Raw genomic sequence first — 17,918 nt, 5'->3', positions numbered from 1 at the left:
TCCGTTCTGCGCGGTCCCCACCGCGCGTCCTCATGCCGCCCGCGCCCGGAACTTCCGGTATTGGGCCAGCCACGCCTCGCAGAAGCGCAGCACCTCATCTTCGGTCGTGGCAGGGCCAAGCGACACGCGGATCGCCGAAGCGGCCGCAACGTCATCAAAGCCCATCGCCTGCAGGACCCGGCTTGCCCGGACCTTGCCACTGGAACAGGCCGACCCCGCCGAAACCGCGAAACCGGCCAGATCCATCTGCATCACCTGCGTTTCGCCCTTCCAGCCGGGGGTGACGATACAGGTGGTGTTCGGAAGCCGGCCCGTAGCCTTGCCTGCAAAAGTAATCCCTTCCGCCTCTGATTCCAGAGCGGTTTCTAGAATATTTCTAAGTTCGTCAACCCGCGACCAGACGCCATCGGCAAGTGCCCGGGCGGCGGCCTCGGCCGCGGCGCCGAAGCCCGCGATGCCGATCACATTCTCGGTCCCCGATCGGCGGCCCATCTCCTGGCCGCCGCCGCGGATCTGGGCCGTCACATCCAGCCCGCGCCGCAGGACAAGGGCGCCCACGCCCTTCGGTCCGCCCAGCTTGTGCGCCGAAACCAGCCCCATGTCGCAGCCGAGCCAGTTGAAGGCGATCGGCAGCTTGCCGAAGCCCTGGCTCAGATCCGAGACCGCCAGCCCCTTTGGCAGATCCTGGATCACGCCGGTTTCCGAATTGGCGATCTGCAGCGCCGTGCGCGCGGGGTCGGCAACCTGCACAAGGCCCTGCCCGTCCACCGCCAGATCTGGCGTGGTCCAGGCCGCGACCGCGTCATGTTCCACCGGCGCGGTCCGCAAGCTGCGCCCCGCCAGTGCAAGGCCCGCCGCCTCGGTCGCCCCCGAGGTAAAGACGATATCCGCCCCTTCCGCCCCCAGCGCCGCGGCCACCTGCGCACGGGCACGTTCGATCACCGCCTTGGCCGCGCGGCCCTCGGCATGAACCGAGGACGGATTGCCCAGCAGATCCATCGCCGCGATCATCGCCGCCCGCGCTTCGGGCAGCAGCGGCGCCGTGGCGTTGTGGTCCAGATAGACCCGGGTTCTCATGGCTCGTCCACCACCTGAAACAGGGACGGCACCGCCGGACAGGGCGTCAGGCCGTTGTTGACGACATCCGCCAGCCGCGTCTGGTGCAGAAACACGAAGACATGGGCCGAGAGGCTTTCCCACAGTCGATTCGTCATGGATTGCGCCCGTGTGCCCGACAAGCCGCCCGACGCGCCCGCCCCCTGGTGCATGGCGCTGACCGTCTCGTCGACCGCCTCGAAGATCTCGCTGACCCGGATCGCATCGGCCGATCGCGCCAGGCGATAACCGCCCCCGGGCCCGCGGACCGATTCAACCAGCCCCGCCCGGCGCAGCTTGACGAACAGCTGTTCGAGATAGGGCAGCGAAATATCCTGCCGCCGCGAGATTTCGGCCAGCGATACCAGCCCGTCACCCTTGGCTGCGGCCAGGTCGGCAAGTGCCACCATCGCATAGCGGCCCTTCGTCGAGAGTTTCATCGCATGTCCTCACCAAAGAGATTGACCTTGCGCGGCAGGCTGCTTAAGTCCCAAAGCATCCAGGCCGGCCGAGACCGGATTTAGAACAGTTCTAGATTGTCCGAGCGAATGCGTCAAGAAATGTCGCGTCGAAATCGGCATGAGACAGGAAAGACAGGCGAGACTTATGCCCGAGGTCATCTTCCCCGGCCCGGAAGGGCGCCTTGAAGGCCGTTACCATCCCCAGAAGGAACGAGACGCCCCGATCGCCATCGTGCTGCATCCGCATCCCCAGTTCGGCGGCACGATGAACAACAAGGTTGTCTACAACCTGCATTATGCCTTCTACAATCTGGGCTTCACGGTGCTGCGCTTCAACTTCCGCGGCGTGGGGCGCAGCCAGGGCGAATACGATCAGGGCATCGGCGAACTGTCGGATGCCGCCTCGGCGCTCGATTACCTCCAGTCGATGAACCAGAACGCCAAGCATTGCTGGGTGGCCGGCTTCAGCTTTGGCGCGTGGATCGGCATGCAGCTTCTGATGCGCCGCCCCGAGATTACCGGCTTCGTCTCGGTATCGCCGCCGGCGAACATGTATGATTTCAGCTTCCTCGCGCCCTGCCCCTCGTCAGGGCTGGTGATCAACGGCACCGCCGACCGCGTCGCCCCGCCGCGCGACACGGTGAACCTGGTCAACAAGCTGCACGAACAGAAGGGGATTACCGTCACCCACGAACAGATCGAGGGCGCGGACCACTTCTTTCAGGATCCACACATGGATACGATGATCGGCAGCGTCACCAGCTATGTGAAGCGCCGCCTGACCGAAGGCACCCGCTGAAGACTTCCGCCGCCGGCGGGCTTTCCGTCCGGCCCTGTCCGCCAGCCGCATGATCCGCGCATCATCGGGGCAAGGTCCGGCCGGCAGCCCGCGGCGAGCGAATGTGCCGCCATCGGCCATCGCTCGGGCCGGTCCTCGGCCGCCGGCACGATCCGCTGATCCTCCGGCGTCCCGCGGAACAGCGCTGGCCGGCCCAGGGTCTGGCGCCCGTCGCGTGTGCCACCTTCGCCGGCCACCCCGGCCCGCCTGCACATCTTCCGCTTCCTTGCTGCCCTCCGGGGTGGGCTCGACCTCATCGCAGGCGTCAAGGCGCGAAGCCTTCGCGCTCACCGCCCGGAAGGCGGGCGTATGCTGCCGTGGCCTCGGCGCGGATTGCGGGGCGGCATTCTTCCGCGAGTTCCAGGGCCGCCAGACGCCTCCCCGGCGGCAAGGACGAAAGCGGGCGGGCGCATCCCGAGGCCCATCAGCCTTCGGCGGGGCCCGGCCTGCTCGGGCTCATCGCCGGCTCTACAGCGCTCCCACCCGGTCGTCGATCACCGCCGCCGCCGCCGCAACCGCCTGATCCAGGCGGTCCCGCAGGGCGGGGATGTCGGTCGCGTCCAGCTCGCGCAGAAGAAAGGCGCAGCCGCCCTCGCCCAGATCGCCCATGTCAAGCGGACGGTCGCTCAGCAGCCGCCCGGCCGCCTGCAGGCGCCACAGCAGACGATAGGCCGTCAGCACCGCCTGTTCCTGTTGGGCCTCAAGCCATCCCGCGCGGCCGCCGGCGCGCAGCTGGGCCTCGACCCGCCGCGCCGGATCGCCCGACAGCAGCGCCGCCGTCTGGGCCAGAAGCTCGATGTCCTGCAGCCGCCCGGCGCCGGCCTTGGCATCCCAGGGCCCGTCGCCGGGCTTGGCCTGCCGCAGGCGCTGGCGCATCTCGGCCACGTCACGCAACACATGATCGGCCTGGCCTTTCTCGGCCAGCAGGCTGCGGCGGAACGCCTCGACCTCGTCGCCCAGCTCGGGATTTCCGGCCACTGCACGCGCGCGCGTCAGGGCAAGATGTTCCCATGTCCAGGCCTCATCCCGCTGATAGGCGCGGAAGGCGGCAAGACTGGTTGCCACTGGCCCCTGCCGCCCCGAAGGGCGCAGCCGCATGTCCACCTCGTAGAGCCGGCCCTCGGCCATCGGCGCAGTCAGCGCCGTGACAAGGGCTTGGGTCAGCCGCGCATAATAGCTTCGGGCAGCCAGCGGGCGCGGCCCATCCGAATTCTCAACGCCTTGCGCGTCATAGATCACGATCAGGTCGAGATCGGATGCCGCGTTCAGCCGCCCGGCGCCAAGGCTGCCCATCCCGATGACCGCCGCGCCCCGTCCGGGCGGCGCCCCATGCCGACTGGCAAATTCCGCAAGGCAGACCGGCCAGAGGGCGGCCACCACCGCCTCGGCCAGTTCGGCATAATGCTTGGCGCTTTCGAAGGCATCGGTGATCCCGCGCAGGTGATGCACGCCGATCCGGAAATGCCATTCCTTCGCCCAGCGCCGCGCCGCGTCCAGCTTGCGCTCGTAATCCGCAGGTTCTTGCAGGTGCCGCGACAGCTCGGCCTGCAATGCGGCGGTCCCGGGCCAGGGGGCAAAGAAATCCCCGCCGATCACCGCATCCAGCACCGCCGAATTGCGCGAAAGATAGCGCGCCAGCCCCGGCGCCGTGGCCGCAATGTCCACGATCAGCTGCGTCAGCTGCGGATTGGCGTCGAACAGCGAGAAAAGCTGAACCCCCGCAGGCAATCCTGCCAGAAAGCCGTCGAACTGCGTCAGCGCCTCGTCCGGATTGGCGGCGCGGTTCAGGCGCGTCAGCAATTCCGGCCGCACCCGGTCAAAGATCTCGACCGCGCGGGCCGAACGCAGCGCGGGATAGCTGCGCCAGCCCTCGACGATCGCCGCCGCGCGGGCCGACAGCGGCGGCCCTTCGGAGGCTTCGCCGGGAGCAAAGAAATCCTCGGTGAGTTCGGCAACCCGATCAAGCCGCGCCAGCACCCCGTCGCGCCAGCGCACCGTGTCCGCTTCGCCCATGAACCGCGCGAGCCGGTCAAATCCTTCGGGCGTGGTTGGCAGGGCATGGGTCTGGGCATCATGGATCATCTGCAGGCGGTGCTCGACCTCGCGGTGGTGGCGGTACAGCGTGATCAGCTCTTCGGCCACCGGATCGGGAACCCAGCCTTTCGCGGCAAGGGCCCGCAGCGCCGGCACCGTGCCCCGTTCGCGCAGATCGGCGTCGCGGCCGCCGGCGATGATCTGGCGGGTCTGGGTGAAGAACTCGATCTCGCGGATGCCGCCGCGGCCCAGCTTCATGTCGTGGCCTTCCAGCACCAGCCGGCCGTGCAGCCCCTTGTGGTCGCGGATCCGCAGGCGCATGTCATGCGCATCCTGGATTGCGGCAAAATCAAGATGCTTGCGCCAGACAAAGGGCGTCAGCGTGCGCAGAAACCGCGCGCCCGCCTCCAGATCTCCCCCACAGGGGCGGGCCTTGATATAGGCGGCGCGTTCCCAGGTGCGGCCAAGGCTTTCGTAATAGCGCTCGGCGGCTTCCATCGACAGGCAGACCGGCGTGACCGAGGCATCGGGCCGCAGCCGCAGATCGGTGCGGAACACATAGCCGCCCGCCATCGGATCGGACAGAAGCGCCGTCATCTTGCGCGTCACGCGGATGAAGGCGGCGCGGGCCTCGTGGTAATCGGCCGCCTCATAGCGGCTTTCGTCGAACAGGCAGATCAGATCGATGTCCGAGGAATAGTTCAGTTCGCCCGCACCCATCTTGCCCATTGCAAGCGCGACCATCCCCCCTGCCCGCGCCGCATCCTCGGGCGCGGCGCCGGGAAGCTTGCCGCGACGGATCTCCTCGGCGACGAGCCGCGTCAGCGCCAGATGCACCGACCGGTCGGCCAGCGCGGTCAGGGCGCCGGTCACCTCCTCGAGCGTCCAGACCCCTCCGGCATCCGCCAGCCCCGCCAGAACCGCCAGCCGGCGCTTGGCCGCGCGCAGGGCCTCGCCCAGATCGGCCAGCGGCACGGCGTCAAGCGCGCCCAGCGTTTCCTCGAGCACCCGTTCCGGCGGACGGGTCAGTGCCTTGGCCAGCCAATCGCGTTCGCGCAGGACAAGGCCCTTGAGATAGGGGCTGCAGCCAGCTACCCCTGCGGCAAGCTCGGCCAGCGCGCCTGTCGCACCAAGTGCCTCGGCCGCCTCGGCGCCCGCGGTGCGATCATGGGGAATGGGACAGCGGGTGATGCGTTGGGCAAAGGTCATGGCGCATGATTGCGGTGGCGCGCGAGCCGGGTCAACCAGGATCAGCGGACCACAGAGGGAAAGGAGTACAGCATGAGCAAGAGCGTAACGCGCGTGCGGGAGGCCCTGAAACAGGCCGGCGAAAGTGGCGAGATCCTCGAGATGCAGGCCGAAACCCGCACGGCCGCTCAGGCGGCGGATGCGGCAGGCTGCGGGCTTGACCAGATCGTCAAGTCGATCGTGTTCCGGGGCGATCGCTCGGGACGGTTGTTCCTGTTCCTGACGGCGGGCGGCAATCAGGTCTGCGCCGCGAAGGCCTCGGCCCTGGCGGGGGAACCCCTGGGCAAGGCCGAGGCCACGCAGATCCGCACCGAAACCGGCTTTGCCATCGGCGGGGTGGCACCGGTGGGGCATCTGACCCCGATCCGCAGCTTCTGCGATCCGCGGCTGCATGACTTCCCGCTGGTCTGGGCTGCCGCGGGAACGCCGCGCCACATCTTCGCCATCACGCCCGAACGCCTGCTCGCGGTCAGCGGCGCCGAGCGGCAGGACTTCACCGTCTGATCCTCCGAGGCATGTAAAAAAGATTCACATCACCCCTTGACCGGCGCGGGAACCGTGCCGATCTTGGGGATGTGAAAGCGATTTACATCCCCCGCCGAAAGGAGCAGCGCCCATGACCACCACCTCGATCACCAGCTGGCCTTCTCAGGTCGAAGCCTGGCTGGACCAGCGCGGCAGGCCCGCCTGGATCGTCGCGATGATCCTTGGATTCATCCTGTTCTGGCCCCTGGGCCTTGCCATCCTTGCCTACATGATCTGGAGCAAACGCATGTTTTCCTGCACCTCGCGCCGCAAGGCCCGCCCCTTCCATGGCACCCGCAGTTCCGGCAACAGCGCCTTTGACGCCTACAAGGCCGATACGCTGCGCCGGCTTGAGGAAGAACAGGAGGCATTCGAAGCCTTCCTGACCCGGCTGCGCGAAGCCAAGGACAAGACCGAGTTCGACCAGTTCATGGAGGATCGCGCCCGAACCGCCCGTGCGCCCCGCAACGACGAACAGGTCTGATCGCGAACAGGGCGGCCGCCGGCCGCCCTGTCTTGGCCCGGGCGCTGCGCTGGTCATCCCGGATACGGCCGGAGGGCCGGGGGCCCGGCGCCTTCCTCGCGGTTTGGGCGACGTGGCGCTGGCCGGGCAGCTCACCGCTTATACTGCACCCCTTGTGGGGTTTCCGGCATTTCCGGGGCGGGATGATCGGATCAAGGATCGGTGACGGGCTTGCAACGCGCGGGTAAAAAGCCCACTTGGCGATGCTGTGGCCTCTTGCTAACCTCGGGGGGCAGGACCACGTCCGGAACAACCGCAAGGCCCGCCGACAACATGCGTCATACCCTTCCCATAGTGCCCCAGTTCTATGTGACGGCTCCGCAACCCTGCCCGTATCTGGACGGGCGGCAGGAACGGAAGCTGTTCACCGCCCTGCAGGGCGACTATGCCGAGAAGCTGAATGATGCCCTGTCCAAACAGGGCTTCCGGCGCTCGCAGAATGTGCTGTATCGGCCGTCCTGCTCGGAATGCACCGCCTGCATGTCGGCGCGCATCCGGGTCGCGGATTTCACGCCGTCGCGAAGCCAGCGCCGCACCCTGCGGCGCAATGCCGACCTCAGACGCGAGGCGACCAGCCCCTGGGCCACCGAGGACCAGTTCGCGCTGTTCCGCCGCTACCTCGACAGCCGCCACGCCGATGGCGGCATGGCCGATATGGACATCTTCGAATTCGCCGCGATGATCGAGGAAACACCGATCCGCAGCCGCGTCGTCGAGTATTCCCGCCCGCCCGAACCCGGCGAACGCCGCCGCCAGCTGACTGCCGTCTGCCTGACCGATGTGATGGATGACGGGCTGAGCATGGTCTATTCCTTCTACGATCCCGACCGGATGGATACGAGCCTTGGCACCTATGTGGTGCTGGACCACATCGCGCTGGCGCGCGAGGCGGGGTTGCCCTTCGTCTATCTGGGCTACTGGGTGCCGGGCAGCCGCAAGATGGGCTACAAGGCCCGCTTCAGCGGGCTCGAGATTTACCGGGGCGGCGAATGGCAGCCGATCGGCGACCCGGAAAGCTACAGTTCGGAAACCCATCCCCTTGCGGTGGATCCGATCGCCGAGCAGGTGGCCCGCATCAGCCTGCCCGACACCCGCGCCGGCAGGGGCTGAGCCTCGGTCCCGCGCCGCGACGCGCCGGTCATGCGCGGCAGCGACATGGCCGCAATCACGGTTTCTTGCCCGGAAACGCCACCTTGCGAAACTTAGATGCGGAAAAATATCCCGCCGGGATATAAAATTTCCGATATTGCCGGTTGACGCCCCGGTGACCCGCCCATAATGTCCGGTTCGGTAACGGAAGGACCCGATGATGACCGGCATTCTCGTACTTGTAGGAAAGACGCGCATGGGCCGGTAACCGGACTCCCTTGATGGACCCCATGCGCCCCCGAGGAAACTCCGGGGGCTTTTTGTTACCAGCAACAACGGCAGCCGAGAGGCGATGGAGCAAGCGATGACGGAAGTGATGACCGGCGCAAGAATGGTGGTTCAGGCCCTCAAGGATCAGGGCGTGGAGGTCGTATTCGGCTATCCCGGCGGCGCCGTGCTTCCGATCTACGACGAGATCTTCCAGCAGAACGACATTCGCCACATTCTGGTGCGCCATGAACAGGGCGCCGTCCACGCGGCCGAAGGCTATGCCCGTTCGACCGGCAAGCCGGGGGTGGTTCTGGTCACCTCGGGTCCGGGTGCGACCAATGCGGTGACCGGAATCGTGGATGCGCTGCTTGATTCCATCCCGCTGGTGGTTCTGTCGGGCCAGGTTCCGACCTTCATGATCGGCAACGATGCCTTCCAGGAGGCCGACACCGTCGGCATCACGCGGCCTTGCACCAAGCATAACTGGCTGGTGAAGGAAACCGACAAGCTGGCCGAAACCCTGCATCAGGCCTTCCATGTCGCCACGACGGGCCGCCCCGGCCCGGTGCTGATCGACATCCCCAAGGATGTGCAGTTCGCCACCGGAACCTATACCCCGCCGCAAAAGGCGCGTGTGGCCCATTACCAGCCGAAGGTGAAAGGCGATATCGAGGCGATCACCGCTCTGGTCGAGTTGATCGAGACCGCCGAGCGGCCGGTTTTCTATACCGGCGGCGGCGTCATCAACTCGGGTCCCGGCGCCAGCCAGCTGCTGCGCGAACTGGTCGATGCGACCGGCTTTCCCATCACCTCGACGCTGATGGGGCTTGGCGCCTATCCGGCCTCCGGCAAGGGCTGGCTGGGGATGCTGGGGATGCACGGGCTGTACGAGGCCAACCTTGCCATGCATGGCTGCGACCTGATGATCAACATCGGTGCGCGCTTCGATGACCGGATCACCGGCCGGGTGGCCGATTTCAGCCCCAATTCGCGCAAGGCCCATATCGACATCGATCCGTCCTCGATCAACAAGGTGATCCGGGTGGACATCCCGATCATCGGCGATGTCGGCCATGTGCTTGAAGATCTCCTGCGGATCTGGAAATCACGCGGGCGCAAGGTGAACAGGGAAGCCCTGTCGCGCTGGACCGCGCAGATCGACGAATGGCGCGCGGTGCGCTGCCTGAGCTACAAGCCGTCGGAAAAGACGATCAAGCCGCAATATGCGCTGGAACGGCTCGAGGCGCTGACCCGTGGCATGGACCGCTATGTCGCGACAGAGGTGGGCCAGCATCAGATGTGGGCCGCCCAGTTCCTGGGCTTCGAGGCACCGAACCGGTGGCTGACCTCGGGCGGGTTGGGGACGATGGGCTATGGCCTGCCGGCCTCGATCGGCGCGCAGATCGCCCATCCCGAGGCGCTGGTCATCAATGTCGCCGGCGAGGCATCGTGGCTGATGAACATGCAGGAAATGGGCACGGCAATGCAGTTCCGCGCCCCGGTCAAGCAGTTCATCCTGAACAACGAACGTCTCGGCATGGTGCGCCAGTGGCAGGAACTGCTGCATGGCGAGCGCTACAGCCACAGCTGGTCGGAAAGCCTGCCCGATTTCGTGAAGCTCGCCGAGGCCTTCGGCTGCAAGGGCCTGCGCTGTTCCGATCCGAAGGATCTGGATGACGCGATCATGGAGATGATCCGCTATGACGGGCCGGTAATCTTCGACTGCCTGGTAGAGAAGCACGAGAACTGCTTCCCGATGATCCCCTCGGGCAGCCCGCACAACGAGATGCTGCTGGGCGAGGCCGATACCCAGGGCGTGATCGGCGCCAAGGGTGCCGTCCTGGTCTGAACCGGGCGCCCTGGCCCATAGCGATTTCGGAAAGAACAGATATGACCCGTTTGAATATCCAGCAAGGCTCCTCCCGCCATTCGGCCTATGATCTGCGCGATCCCTATGCCGATGTGATCGAAACCCATACGCTTGCCCTGCTCGTCGACAATGAAAGCGGCGTTCTCGCCCGGGTGATCGGCCTGTTTTCAGGCCGCGGCTACAACATCGAAAGCCTGACCGTGGCCGAGGTGGACCATCAGGGCCATCGGTCGCGCATCACCATCGTCACGCGCGGCACGCCGCAGGTGATCGAGCAGATCAAGGCCCAGCTGGACCGGATGGTGCCGGTGCACGAGGTCCATGACCTGACGGTCGAGGGCCCCTCGGTCGAGCGGGAGCTTGCGCTGCTCAAGGTCGCGGGCAAGGGCGATCAACGGGTCGAGGCGCTGCGGCTGGCGGATATCTTCCGCGCCAATGTGGTGGATTCGACGTTGGAGAGCTTCGTGTTCGAGATCACCGGCACCGGCGAGAAGATCGACGCCTTTGCCGAGCTGATGCGGCCGCTGGGCCTGCGCGAGATCGCCCGGACCGGGGTAGCAGCACTCGCACGCGGGATGTAACGCCTGTTGCCATGGCTCCGGGGGCACGGCAGTGGCCTCCCCCGAGGGCTGGGCAGCTGCCGGAACGGATGTTCCGGGGGCCGCGGGCCCTGGGCGAGGCCCGGGTTGCCCCCTGGGTCAGCCGGATGCAAATGTGCAGCCGGGCACGGCAGCGTCAAACCACGGTTTCGATGTGCATCTGCGCTGACGGTGCAGCTGTGTCCATGACGCCCCTGCGGCTGCGGTGCCGCTGTGGCAACGGCAGTGCGCGACGCGCTGCGGACGAAAGTCGTTCGGTTCTCGTCCTGGATCGCATCACGCGGAGGCGGCGCCCGGCCGTGCCACCCTGGCTTCGGTGACCCTGCGGACCCGGCGGCGTTGCGCGGCGTGAGCGACGGATCGCCGGCAGGCGCGCGGGGAGCCACCATCTGCACAACGCCCGGACGGCAAAGGCAGCCGGGCGTGTGGGGGGCGCTCCCGCCCGTCTTCGCCCGCCTTCGGCAGGCTCATCCCGTTGGGCCGGGCCGCGGGCAGATGCCCGCGGCGGTTGCGCGGGGTGGTGCCGGCCCTGCCTGTGCCGGCCGAAACGGCTGCGGGCGCGTCTGCGCGGCCATCACCGTCCGCAATGGGCAGGCTTGAGGCGATGGCTCCGGGTCAGACGCGGCCCGGCAGGCCGGGAGGCAGACACCAGGTCTCGATGAACTCGGCGAATTCGTCATAGTAGCGGTTCGCCACCTCGGGGGGCATTTCATCGCGCCAGCGTTGCGACACGCCCTTGTTCAATTGGGTAAAGCGGCGCTCGATCCGGGAAAGCACCTGCCTGGGGTCCACCTCGATCTCGAGCTGCGCGGCGATGCGGGCAACCGCGCGGTGGCTTTTGAACGCGAGTTCTTCGTAATTCAGGGTCAGGAACCCGGGCTGCGATTGCCATTGCCTGAACTTGTGCACATGTCCACGCACGATCTCCATGGCGTCATCCAACGTCGCCAGAGGCTGACCGTCGCGTGTGCCCCAGGCACCGCCGAACCGTGCGGAATCAAGCAATGACAGCGCCAGATCGCGCGGATCGCGCGCCACCGCCTGACCGATCATCTGGCCAGCGGCGATCGTGTCGGCGGTAATCTGCCAGACCCCTCCGTGCGTGCGGATCGCGATCGGGCGTGGATGGCCCGCCTCGCCGATCTCGCGCAGCGCAGCCTTGATGTAGACCGGGCGGAACAGCGGCAGCACATTCGCGCCCGTCTCGCCCGGAATCGCCTCGCGCGACAGGCGGCGCTGAGGAATGCCGCCGAGTTCGAGCACCGCCAGCGTCATCTCGAACGCGAGGGTGGAGCCCGATTTGGGCATTCCGTAACAGGCATAGATTGCGGCCATCATGACATGAACCTCCGTCTTCGGCGGGATCATAGCCATGGGGATGCAGGAGCAACACCCTTTTTCGCCCCTTCGGAACCAGAGGCATGGCTGGCCGGTTCCCCTGCAACAGCCATGACGAGGAGCGCAGCATGAACCGGCAGGAATTCGACGCATGGGAAGCCCGCATCGAGGATCGCGCACGCGTCCTCTGGCAGGAGGCGGGCGCGCCCGAGGGGGCGATGGATCTTTATCGCGACCGCGCGCGCGAGCTTCTTGCGCTTGAGGAAGTCCCCGAGGCCGGCCACGCGCCGCGCGACCAGCTTGGGCCGGCGGCCGAGCCGAAGATCGCACTGCAGAACCAGGGCGAGTTTCCCGACCTGCGGGATCAGGGCTCCGATCGCGACGACCCGAGCAGCAGGTGATCCGGGCTGTGCCGGTTGCCCAAGCGGTCTTCCACGAACTGCGGCAGGATGTACGAGATCCAGGACGGGCAGCTTGATCCCGAGGCTGCCTGTTGCACGGCCGATTTTCGACAGAACCGGAACTGCCTGCCTTTCGGCACCCGCGCAGCCTGACGAGAGCGCGGTGGGGAAACAGCCGCCTGCCGGATGCTACCGGAGGCCGGACACCGGCATCCGGACGCAGCGACCTGGTTTTCCCCACGCATGCACCCGAGCGAGAGGCCTCTCGCCTGCCCCGGTTCCTCGCCGGCCGATCCGGAAGCTCATACTCGTTCGGCGGCGATTTCCGTCACAGTCCGAGCGCGCGTCGCAGCTGATCGAGCACATCCTGCATGGCCTCGGGGTTGTTGCGCGCCTGCTGATGCGCGGCGCGGAGCGAGGCCTTGAGCATCGGCGCAACCGGCGCAGCCTCGATCCGGGCCAGAACCTCGTCACTGTCCACCTCGGTGGCATCCCAGGACAGCGGCCCGGCTGCCGCGCCGCCCCCCGCCGCCTCGGCCGCATCGGCGGCCGCGTTCGCCGCGGCATCGGCGGCGGCTTCGGCGGCCTGAGCTGCCGCTTCGGCGGTCGCTTCGGCAGCGCCCCCGACTGCGCGCACCGCGGAATCTATGGCCTGTGCGGCCGCATCGGCAGCCGCATCGGCAGCGGCGGCAGCGGCCTCGGCGGCCGCTTCGGCGGTGGTGCCTGCAGCGCCGGCGGCTGCGGCTTCGGCAGCCTCGGCCTCGGCGCGGGCGGCCTCGGCGGCAGCTTCGGCTTCGGCAGCGGCAGCTTCGGCGGCAGCGGCCTCGGCCGCCTCGGCCTCGGCGCGGGCGGCCTCGGCCGTTTCTGCGGCAACCCTGCGTTCCGCCTCGGCCGCGGCCTCCTGTTGCGTATCATACCAGTAATATCCGCCCGCCCCGAGCACGACGAGCACAGCAAGAATCCCCACGATTTTGTTCATTATTCCCCCGATGGGTTGTGGTTATGTGCCCTTGATATGGCAGAACGGCGATCCGTTGGGAAGGATGCACGCTTCATCCGCCGCTTTCCTGCACCTATCCCCCGCCAACCAAGGATTACGGGTTGAAAGAAGGCCACGCGAAGTTTATTTTGCCCGCCATCATTCCACTTCAGAAGGATATTCACCATAGCCCGCAGACCCCACAATGCCCCGCCACAGCGCGACACAGGCCCCCGCATCAATGATCGCATCCGCGCCCCCGAAATTCGGCTGATCGGGGCAGACGGAGAGAACGTTGGGGTCGTAAGCCCGGCGAAGGCGCTGGCCATGGCTGAAGAAGCCGGCCTTGATCTTGTCGAAATCTCGCCCAATGCCGAACCGCCCGTGTGCAAGATCATGGACTTCGGCAAGTTCAAGTACGAACAGCAGAAGCGCGAGGCCGAAGCCCGCAAGAAGCAGAAGATCATCGAGGTCAAGGAAATCAAGTTCCGTCCCGGGACGGATACCCATGACTACGAGGTCAAGATGCGTTCGGTCGTCAAGTTTCTCGAGAACGGCGACAAGGTGAAGGTGACCCTCCGGTTCCGCGGGCGGGAAATGGCGCACCAGCAGCTTGGTCTCGAGCTTCTGAACCGTGTTGCGGCCGATGTGGCCGAAATCGGCAAGATCGAGAACTTCCCCAAGCTGGAAGGCCGGCAGATGGTGATGATGATCGGCCCGCGCTAGGCCGTTTGCCACAGATCACGAACGAGGCGGGGCAGATGCTGCACCCGCCTTTTTGTTGCGCGCTTCTCCGGCTTTGCCGGGCAGCCCCGCGGGCTTGGCAGCACACCGGCAGGTGCGCCGGCCCTTCCGGAGTCAGGATCGTGGACCCTGCGCGCCGCGCGGCGTCCCACCGGGACCGGGACAGTGTCCGAGAGCCTTTGCGATCGCTGCCGTGCAAGAACCCTTCCCGGCGCAGGCCGCAAGGATGCGATCGACGATCCCTTCGCATGCCGCGGACCGGCGCCCGGGCCGCCGTTGCTGCTCGGGGCAAGGCCGGAACAACGTCGCCTGTGCCGCCCTTGCCTGCGGTCGAAGGCCGAACAGCCGATGTTCCTCGTGGCCGTCCCCGCCCCGCCCGAGATGGCGCCCCTGCCGCGATCCCAGGGATCCTGCCTGCCACCGGCGGCATCGCTTTCGGCCGTGACCGCTTAGCCTGCCCGATGTTCAGGAACGCCGGTGGGAGGCGCAGCTAGTCTTGGACGGTGTGATGATGCCGCGGCAGGGGTGTTCCCCTGCACCCTCGGGGGCGCTTCCGCAGGAAGTGGTCGGGGCGGCGAGATTCGAACTCACGACCTTTGGTACCCAAAACCAACGCGCTACCAGACTGCGCTACGCCCCGATCGCGCCTTCCTTAGCCGCCTTTGCGGGCAGAGGAAAGCCCTTTTCCGAACCCCGTCTCAGGGACAGGGCCAGACCGCGATATCCCGAGCCAGGCGCGGATGGCGCAGCTCGGTGCCTTCGGAAATACCCAGTTGCGCCGCCAGACCGCCGTTGATCTCCAGCACCAGCAGCACGTTCTCGCCGGCCTCGATCGGCGTTTCGTCATGCGGGATCGCCTCATGATGCACCCGCGCTACGCGGCCGGTTTCATCGACGAAGATCATGTCAAGCGGGATGAGCGTGTTGCGCATCCAGAACGCCGCGCGGCGCGGCGTCTCATAGATGAACAGCATTCCGGCGCGGGCCGGCAGGCTTTCGCGGAACATCAGCCCGCGGGCGCGGCTGGCGTCGTCATCGGCAATTTCAACCGAGAACCGCGCCGCCCCCCAGGGGCCGCGCAGGTCAACCCGATCCTCGCGGCAGTCGGCCTGTGCCGCAGAAGCGGCCAGAACCGCAACGGCGCAGGCCGCCGCGAACCGGATCATCTTGCCAAGCTGCGCAATGCGCTCTCCCATGCCGATACCTCGATAGCCATCCGGCCGCGCTTGCCCTCGATCGCGCGCAGGCAGACTGCCTCGCCGGGCGGCAGGTCCGCAAGCCCCGATCGCCGCAGAACCTCGAGATGAATGAAGACATCCTCGGGGCGCCCGAAGCAATTGGCAAAGCCGAAGCCCTTGGCCTTGTCGAACCATTTGACCCGCGCGGGTTCAAGCGGCAGCGCGGCGATCTCGTCCGCACTGAATCCGGCCAGATCCTCGGCCAGGATCGGCGTCGCCGGCGCTTCGGGCGGCGTGATGGCCAGCACTTCGACCGCCTGAACCCCGCGAAGCGTCTGCTGGATCAGGACTTCCACGCACGAGCCATCTGCGACCGAACTCTGTCCGAAGTTGCGAAGGACGTTGGCATGCAGCAATATGTCGGGTCCGCCTTCGTCCGACAGGATGAAGCCAAACCCTTTGACAGGATCAAACCATTTCACCCTTCCTTTGGCCTTGAGAAGGGTTGTCGTATCATCGGTCATTGTTGGTGCTTCATAAAAATGCCTGAACTATAGGTCAATTTTTTAGAATGTTCCTTGTTTGCGCAAGCACAATCATCATGGTTAAGGCGCCGTTGATACGATGAGAGCGTCTTTCCCTGTAACATCAAGGGCTGAGGCGATCAATTTGCCACGAGCCCGAAATGTCCCTGCGTTGCCAGCGAAAACGGTCATGCAACCGGAAGGCTCCATCGGCCCAGAATTCGATCTCATGCGGGATGATCCTGATTCCGCCCCAGAAGGGCGGGCGCGGCGGATTGGTCCCGAATTCGGCGGTGCGTTTCGCCACTTCGGTCATCAGCGCCATGCGCGAGGACAGCGGGCGCGACTGCGCCGAGGCCCAGGCGCCCAGCCGGCTCTTGAGCGAGCGGGAGGCATAATAGGCATCGGCCTGCGGCCCGTCCTCACGCTCGGTGAGGCCGCGCACGCGGATCTGGCGACGCTGGCTTTTCCAATGCAGGACGAAGGCGGCCTTGCCGGCCTGGGCGATTTCCTCGGCCTTGCGGCTTTCGTAGTTGGTGTAGAAGACGAAGGCGGCCGGCTCGATCTCCTTCAGAAGCACCATGCGCACATTGGGCATTCCCTCGGCATCGACCGTTGCAAGGGCGATGGCATTGGGATCGTTCGGCTCGGTCTTTTCCGCCTCGGCAAGCCATTGGCGGGCGATTTCGAACGGGTCGTCTCCGGCAAAGATGCCGCTGCGGTCGGACATGGTGCTGCTCCTGCTTGACGGCGCCTCGCGCCCGCGCAGCAGATTAGTCCCCCGGCGCGCAGAGTCGAGCCGCACTTGATGCGCCTGATGCTTTGCCCTAATGCTCCCCCAACATCCAGGGCTGCAAGGAGCGGGGCATGTCGGGAAAACTGATGGAAGGCAAACGCGGGCTCATCATGGGCCTTGCCAATGACAAATCCATCGCATGGGGCATCGCGAAAGCCCTTGCAGATCAGGGCGCTGAACTTGCGTTTTCCTATCAGGGCGAGGCGCTTCTGAAACGGGTCAAACCGCTTGCAGCCTCGATCGGCGCGACCGAGATGATCGAATGCGATGTCGCCGACGAAGGCTCGCTCGACGCGCTCTTCGCACGGCTGGGCGAGGTCTGGGGCAAGCTGGATTTCGTGGTCCACGCCATCGGCTTTTCCGACAAGAACGAACTGCGCGGCCGCTATGTGGACACGACGGCGGCGAACTTCCGCACCACGATGGACATCTCGGTCTATTCCTTCACGGCCGTCGTGCAGCGCGCGACCCGGCTGATGGCAGAGGGCGGTTCGTGCCTGACGCTCACCTATTACGGCGCCGAAAAGGTCATGCCCCATTACAACGTGATGGGCGTTGCCAAGGCCGCGCTCGAGGCATCCGTCATGTATCTGGCCGAAGATCTGGGCAAGGACGGCATCCGCGTGAACGCGATCAGTGCCGGCCCGATCAAGACGCTGGCCGCCAGCGGCATCGGTGATTTCCGCTACATCATGAAGTGGAACGAGCTGAACAGCCCGCTGCGCCGCAACGTGACGCAGGACGAGGTGGGCAAGTCGGCGCTCTATCTGCTGTCAGATCTCGGTTCGGGCGTGACGGGCGAGGTGCTGCATGTCGATGCGGGTTATCACGTCGTGGGCATGAAGGCCGTGGACGCCCCCGACATCGACGCGACGATCAAGAAGGAGGGCTGAGCGATGGCCGACCGTCTGCCCCACGAAAAGGGCTTTCACGTCAGCTGGGACCAGATCCACCGGGACGCGCGCGCCCTCGCATGGCGGCTGGATGGCAAGGGGCCTGATGACGGCGCCTGGCGTGCGGTCGTCGCGATCACCCGCGGCGGCATGGCCCCCGCGATGATCGTGAGCCGCGAACTGGATATCCGCACCGTCGATACGATCAGCGTCAAGTCCTACAACAAGCAGGAACAGTCGGAACCGCGGGTCATCAAGTCGCCCCAGGCCGAGATGATGGGGGACGGCACCGGCATCCTGATCGTGGATGACCTGGTGGATACCGGCAAGACGCTGGAACTTGTGCGCCGGCTCTACCCCAAGGCGCATTTCGCGACCGTCTATGCCAAGCCCAGCGGCAAGCCGATGGTGGACACCTATATCACCGAGGTCAGCCAGGACACCTGGATCTTCTTTCCCTGGGACATGGCCCTGCAATATGTCGAGCCCTATCGCGGCAAGGACTGATCTGCC

General features: G+C 66.2%; 18 protein-coding genes and 1 tRNA gene. 10 read left to right on the top strand and 9 right to left on the bottom strand.

Annotated features, from left to right (window positions below; genetic code table 11):
• Positions 1-30 precede the first annotated feature (30 nt).
• Both ACFQXB_RS04900 and ACFQXB_RS04895 read right to left on the bottom strand, forming a co-directional pair.
• Complete coding sequence (locus tag ACFQXB_RS04900) at positions 31-1,077, bottom strand: cysteine desulfurase family protein (protein ID WP_377399990.1); 1,047 nt, start codon at positions 1,075-1,077, stop codon at positions 31-33.
• Entirely contained in the window at positions 1,074-1,535 is a 462-nt protein-coding gene (locus tag ACFQXB_RS04895; protein WP_377399987.1) for a Fe-S cluster assembly transcriptional regulator IscR, read from the bottom strand. Before ACFQXB_RS04895 ends, ACFQXB_RS04900 begins: the two co-directional genes overlap by 4 nt.
• 166 nt (positions 1,536-1,701) lie before the next feature.
• Here ACFQXB_RS04895 and ACFQXB_RS04890 point away from each other — a divergent pair, with 166 nt between their 5' ends.
• On the top strand, positions 1,702-2,355 hold the full coding sequence (locus ACFQXB_RS04890; RefSeq protein WP_377399984.1) for an alpha/beta hydrolase: 654 nt from the start codon (positions 1,702-1,704) through the stop codon (positions 2,353-2,355).
• A gap of 507 nt (positions 2,356-2,862) precedes the next feature.
• Here the strand turns inward: ACFQXB_RS04890 and ACFQXB_RS04885 are convergent.
• Complete coding sequence (locus ACFQXB_RS04885) at positions 2,863-5,637, bottom strand: [protein-PII] uridylyltransferase family protein (RefSeq protein ID WP_377399981.1); 2,775 nt, start codon at positions 5,635-5,637, stop codon at positions 2,863-2,865.
• Between the two features lie 72 nt (positions 5,638-5,709).
• On the opposite strand from ACFQXB_RS04885, the gene ACFQXB_RS04880 reads away from it, so the two are divergent.
• The 5 genes from ACFQXB_RS04880 (at position 5,710) to ilvN (ending at position 10,534) form a co-directional block, all read left to right on the top strand.
• Positions 5,710-6,180, top strand: coding sequence for a YbaK/EbsC family protein (locus ACFQXB_RS04880; RefSeq protein ID WP_377399978.1), 471 nt, complete (start codon positions 5,710-5,712; stop codon positions 6,178-6,180).
• Positions 6,181-6,292: 112 nt separating this feature from the next.
• Positions 6,293-6,685, top strand: a complete 393-nt coding sequence (locus tag ACFQXB_RS04875; RefSeq protein ID WP_377399975.1) for a DUF2852 domain-containing protein — start codon at positions 6,293-6,295, stop codon at positions 6,683-6,685.
• Between the two features lie 312 nt (positions 6,686-6,997).
• Positions 6,998-7,834, top strand: a complete 837-nt coding sequence (locus tag ACFQXB_RS04870) for an arginyltransferase (protein WP_377399972.1) — start codon at positions 6,998-7,000, stop codon at positions 7,832-7,834.
• Between the two features lie 343 nt (positions 7,835-8,177).
• Positions 8,178-9,932, top strand: a complete 1,755-nt coding sequence (locus ACFQXB_RS04865) for an acetolactate synthase 3 large subunit (protein WP_377399969.1) — start codon at positions 8,178-8,180, stop codon at positions 9,930-9,932.
• 41 nt (positions 9,933-9,973) lie between these two features.
• Positions 9,974-10,534 (top strand): acetolactate synthase small subunit, encoded by a 561-nt coding sequence (gene ilvN / locus ACFQXB_RS04860; RefSeq protein ID WP_377399966.1) that lies wholly within the window; start codon positions 9,974-9,976, stop codon positions 10,532-10,534.
• A 633-nt stretch (positions 10,535-11,167) separates the two neighbouring features.
• On the opposite strand, the gene ACFQXB_RS04855 is transcribed toward ilvN, so the two are convergent.
• Complete coding sequence (locus tag ACFQXB_RS04855; protein ID WP_377399963.1) at positions 11,168-11,890, bottom strand: hypothetical protein; 723 nt, start codon at positions 11,888-11,890, stop codon at positions 11,168-11,170.
• An 83-nt stretch (positions 11,891-11,973) separates the two neighbouring features.
• Here ACFQXB_RS04855 and ACFQXB_RS04850 point away from each other — a divergent pair, with 83 nt between their 5' ends.
• The gene (locus tag ACFQXB_RS04850; protein ID WP_377399960.1) at positions 11,974-12,291 is read left to right on the top strand and encodes a hypothetical protein; all 318 of its coding nucleotides are present in this window, start codon (positions 11,974-11,976) and stop codon (positions 12,289-12,291) included.
• A gap of 328 nt (positions 12,292-12,619) precedes the next feature.
• Here the strand turns inward: ACFQXB_RS04850 and ACFQXB_RS04845 are convergent, their stop codons facing one another.
• Positions 12,620-13,270 (bottom strand): hypothetical protein, encoded by a 651-nt coding sequence (locus ACFQXB_RS04845; protein WP_377399957.1) that lies wholly within the window; start codon positions 13,268-13,270, stop codon positions 12,620-12,622.
• 177 nt (positions 13,271-13,447) lie between these two features.
• Here ACFQXB_RS04845 and infC point away from each other — a divergent pair, with 177 nt between their 5' ends.
• On the top strand, positions 13,448-13,996 hold the full coding sequence (infC, locus tag ACFQXB_RS04840; protein ID WP_449301242.1) for a translation initiation factor IF-3: 549 nt from the start codon (positions 13,448-13,450) through the stop codon (positions 13,994-13,996).
• 581 nt (positions 13,997-14,577) lie between these two features.
• Here infC and ACFQXB_RS04835 read toward each other — a convergent pair.
• The 4 genes from ACFQXB_RS04835 to pdxH all read right to left on the bottom strand — a co-directional run bounded on the left by ACFQXB_RS04835 (position 14,578) and on the right by pdxH (position 16,446).
• Positions 14,578-14,654: transfer RNA gene (locus tag ACFQXB_RS04835), tRNA-Pro, on the bottom strand.
• Positions 14,655-14,712: 58 nt separating this feature from the next.
• Positions 14,713-15,210, bottom strand: coding sequence for a DUF192 domain-containing protein (locus tag ACFQXB_RS04830; RefSeq protein WP_377399954.1), 498 nt, complete (start codon positions 15,208-15,210; stop codon positions 14,713-14,715).
• The gene (locus tag ACFQXB_RS04825; protein WP_377399951.1) at positions 15,177-15,716 is read right to left on the bottom strand and encodes a cold-shock protein; all 540 of its coding nucleotides are present in this window, start codon (positions 15,714-15,716) and stop codon (positions 15,177-15,179) included. The genes ACFQXB_RS04830 and ACFQXB_RS04825 overlap by 34 nt, the downstream gene beginning before the upstream one ends.
• 124 nt (positions 15,717-15,840) lie before the next feature.
• Entirely contained in the window at positions 15,841-16,446 is a 606-nt protein-coding gene (gene pdxH / locus ACFQXB_RS04820) for a pyridoxamine 5'-phosphate oxidase (RefSeq protein WP_377399948.1), read from the bottom strand.
• 137 nt (positions 16,447-16,583) lie between these two features.
• Between pdxH and fabI the strand changes: the two genes are divergently transcribed.
• Positions 16,584-17,405 carry an enoyl-ACP reductase FabI gene (gene fabI, locus ACFQXB_RS04815; protein WP_377399945.1) on the top strand — a complete coding sequence of 274 codons (822 nt, stop codon included), beginning with the start codon at positions 16,584-16,586 and terminating at the stop codon, positions 17,403-17,405.
• A gap of 3 nt (positions 17,406-17,408) precedes the next feature.
• The gene (gene gpt / locus ACFQXB_RS04810) at positions 17,409-17,912 is read left to right on the top strand and encodes a xanthine phosphoribosyltransferase (protein ID WP_377399942.1); all 504 of its coding nucleotides are present in this window, start codon (positions 17,409-17,411) and stop codon (positions 17,910-17,912) included.
• The last annotated feature ends 6 nt before the right edge of the window (positions 17,913-17,918 follow it).

The organism is Halodurantibacterium daqingense, assembly GCF_042666235.1.
Taxonomy (GTDB): Bacteria; Pseudomonadota; Alphaproteobacteria; order Rhodobacterales; family Rhodobacteraceae; genus Halodurantibacterium; species Halodurantibacterium daqingensis.
Note: the sequence above shows the minus strand (reverse complement) of the source record. Positions and strands in the feature narration are given on the sequence as shown.

Excerpts from the sequence above, each read along its gene's own strand:
- ACFQXB_RS04830 (WP_377399954.1), bottom strand. The coding sequence starts at position 15,210 with ATGGGAGAGCGCATTGCGCAGCTTGGCAAGATGATCCGGTTCGCGGCG.
- ACFQXB_RS04890 (WP_377399984.1), top strand. The coding sequence starts at position 1,702 with ATGCCCGAGGTCATCTTCCCCGGCCCGGAAGGGCGCCTTGAAGGCCGT.
- ACFQXB_RS04865 (WP_377399969.1), top strand. The coding sequence starts at position 8,178 with ATGACGGAAGTGATGACCGGCGCAAGAATGGTGGTTCAGGCCCTCAAG.
- ACFQXB_RS04825 (WP_377399951.1), bottom strand. The coding sequence starts at position 15,716 with ATGACCGATGATACGACAACCCTTCTCAAGGCCAAAGGAAGGGTGAAA.
- ACFQXB_RS04870 (WP_377399972.1), top strand. The coding sequence starts at position 6,998 with ATGCGTCATACCCTTCCCATAGTGCCCCAGTTCTATGTGACGGCTCCG.
- ilvN (WP_377399966.1), top strand. The coding sequence starts at position 9,974 with ATGACCCGTTTGAATATCCAGCAAGGCTCCTCCCGCCATTCGGCCTAT.
- ACFQXB_RS04845 (WP_377399957.1), bottom strand. The coding sequence starts at position 13,270 with ATGAACAAAATCGTGGGGATTCTTGCTGTGCTCGTCGTGCTCGGGGCG.
- fabI (WP_377399945.1), top strand. The coding sequence starts at position 16,584 with ATGTCGGGAAAACTGATGGAAGGCAAACGCGGGCTCATCATGGGCCTT.
- ACFQXB_RS04885 (WP_377399981.1), bottom strand. The coding sequence starts at position 5,637 with ATGACCTTTGCCCAACGCATCACCCGCTGTCCCATTCCCCATGATCGC.
- ACFQXB_RS04875 (WP_377399975.1), top strand. The coding sequence starts at position 6,293 with ATGACCACCACCTCGATCACCAGCTGGCCTTCTCAGGTCGAAGCCTGG.
- ACFQXB_RS04880 (WP_377399978.1), top strand. The coding sequence starts at position 5,710 with ATGAGCAAGAGCGTAACGCGCGTGCGGGAGGCCCTGAAACAGGCCGGC.
- gpt (WP_377399942.1), top strand. The coding sequence starts at position 17,409 with ATGGCCGACCGTCTGCCCCACGAAAAGGGCTTTCACGTCAGCTGGGAC.
- ACFQXB_RS04900 (WP_377399990.1), bottom strand. The coding sequence starts at position 1,077 with ATGAGAACCCGGGTCTATCTGGACCACAACGCCACGGCGCCGCTGCTG.
- ACFQXB_RS04895 (WP_377399987.1), bottom strand. The coding sequence starts at position 1,535 with ATGAAACTCTCGACGAAGGGCCGCTATGCGATGGTGGCACTTGCCGAC.
- pdxH (WP_377399948.1), bottom strand. The coding sequence starts at position 16,446 with ATGTCCGACCGCAGCGGCATCTTTGCCGGAGACGACCCGTTCGAAATC.
- ACFQXB_RS04850 (WP_377399960.1), top strand. The coding sequence starts at position 11,974 with ATGGCTGGCCGGTTCCCCTGCAACAGCCATGACGAGGAGCGCAGCATG.
- ACFQXB_RS04855 (WP_377399963.1), bottom strand. The coding sequence starts at position 11,890 with ATGATGGCCGCAATCTATGCCTGTTACGGAATGCCCAAATCGGGCTCC.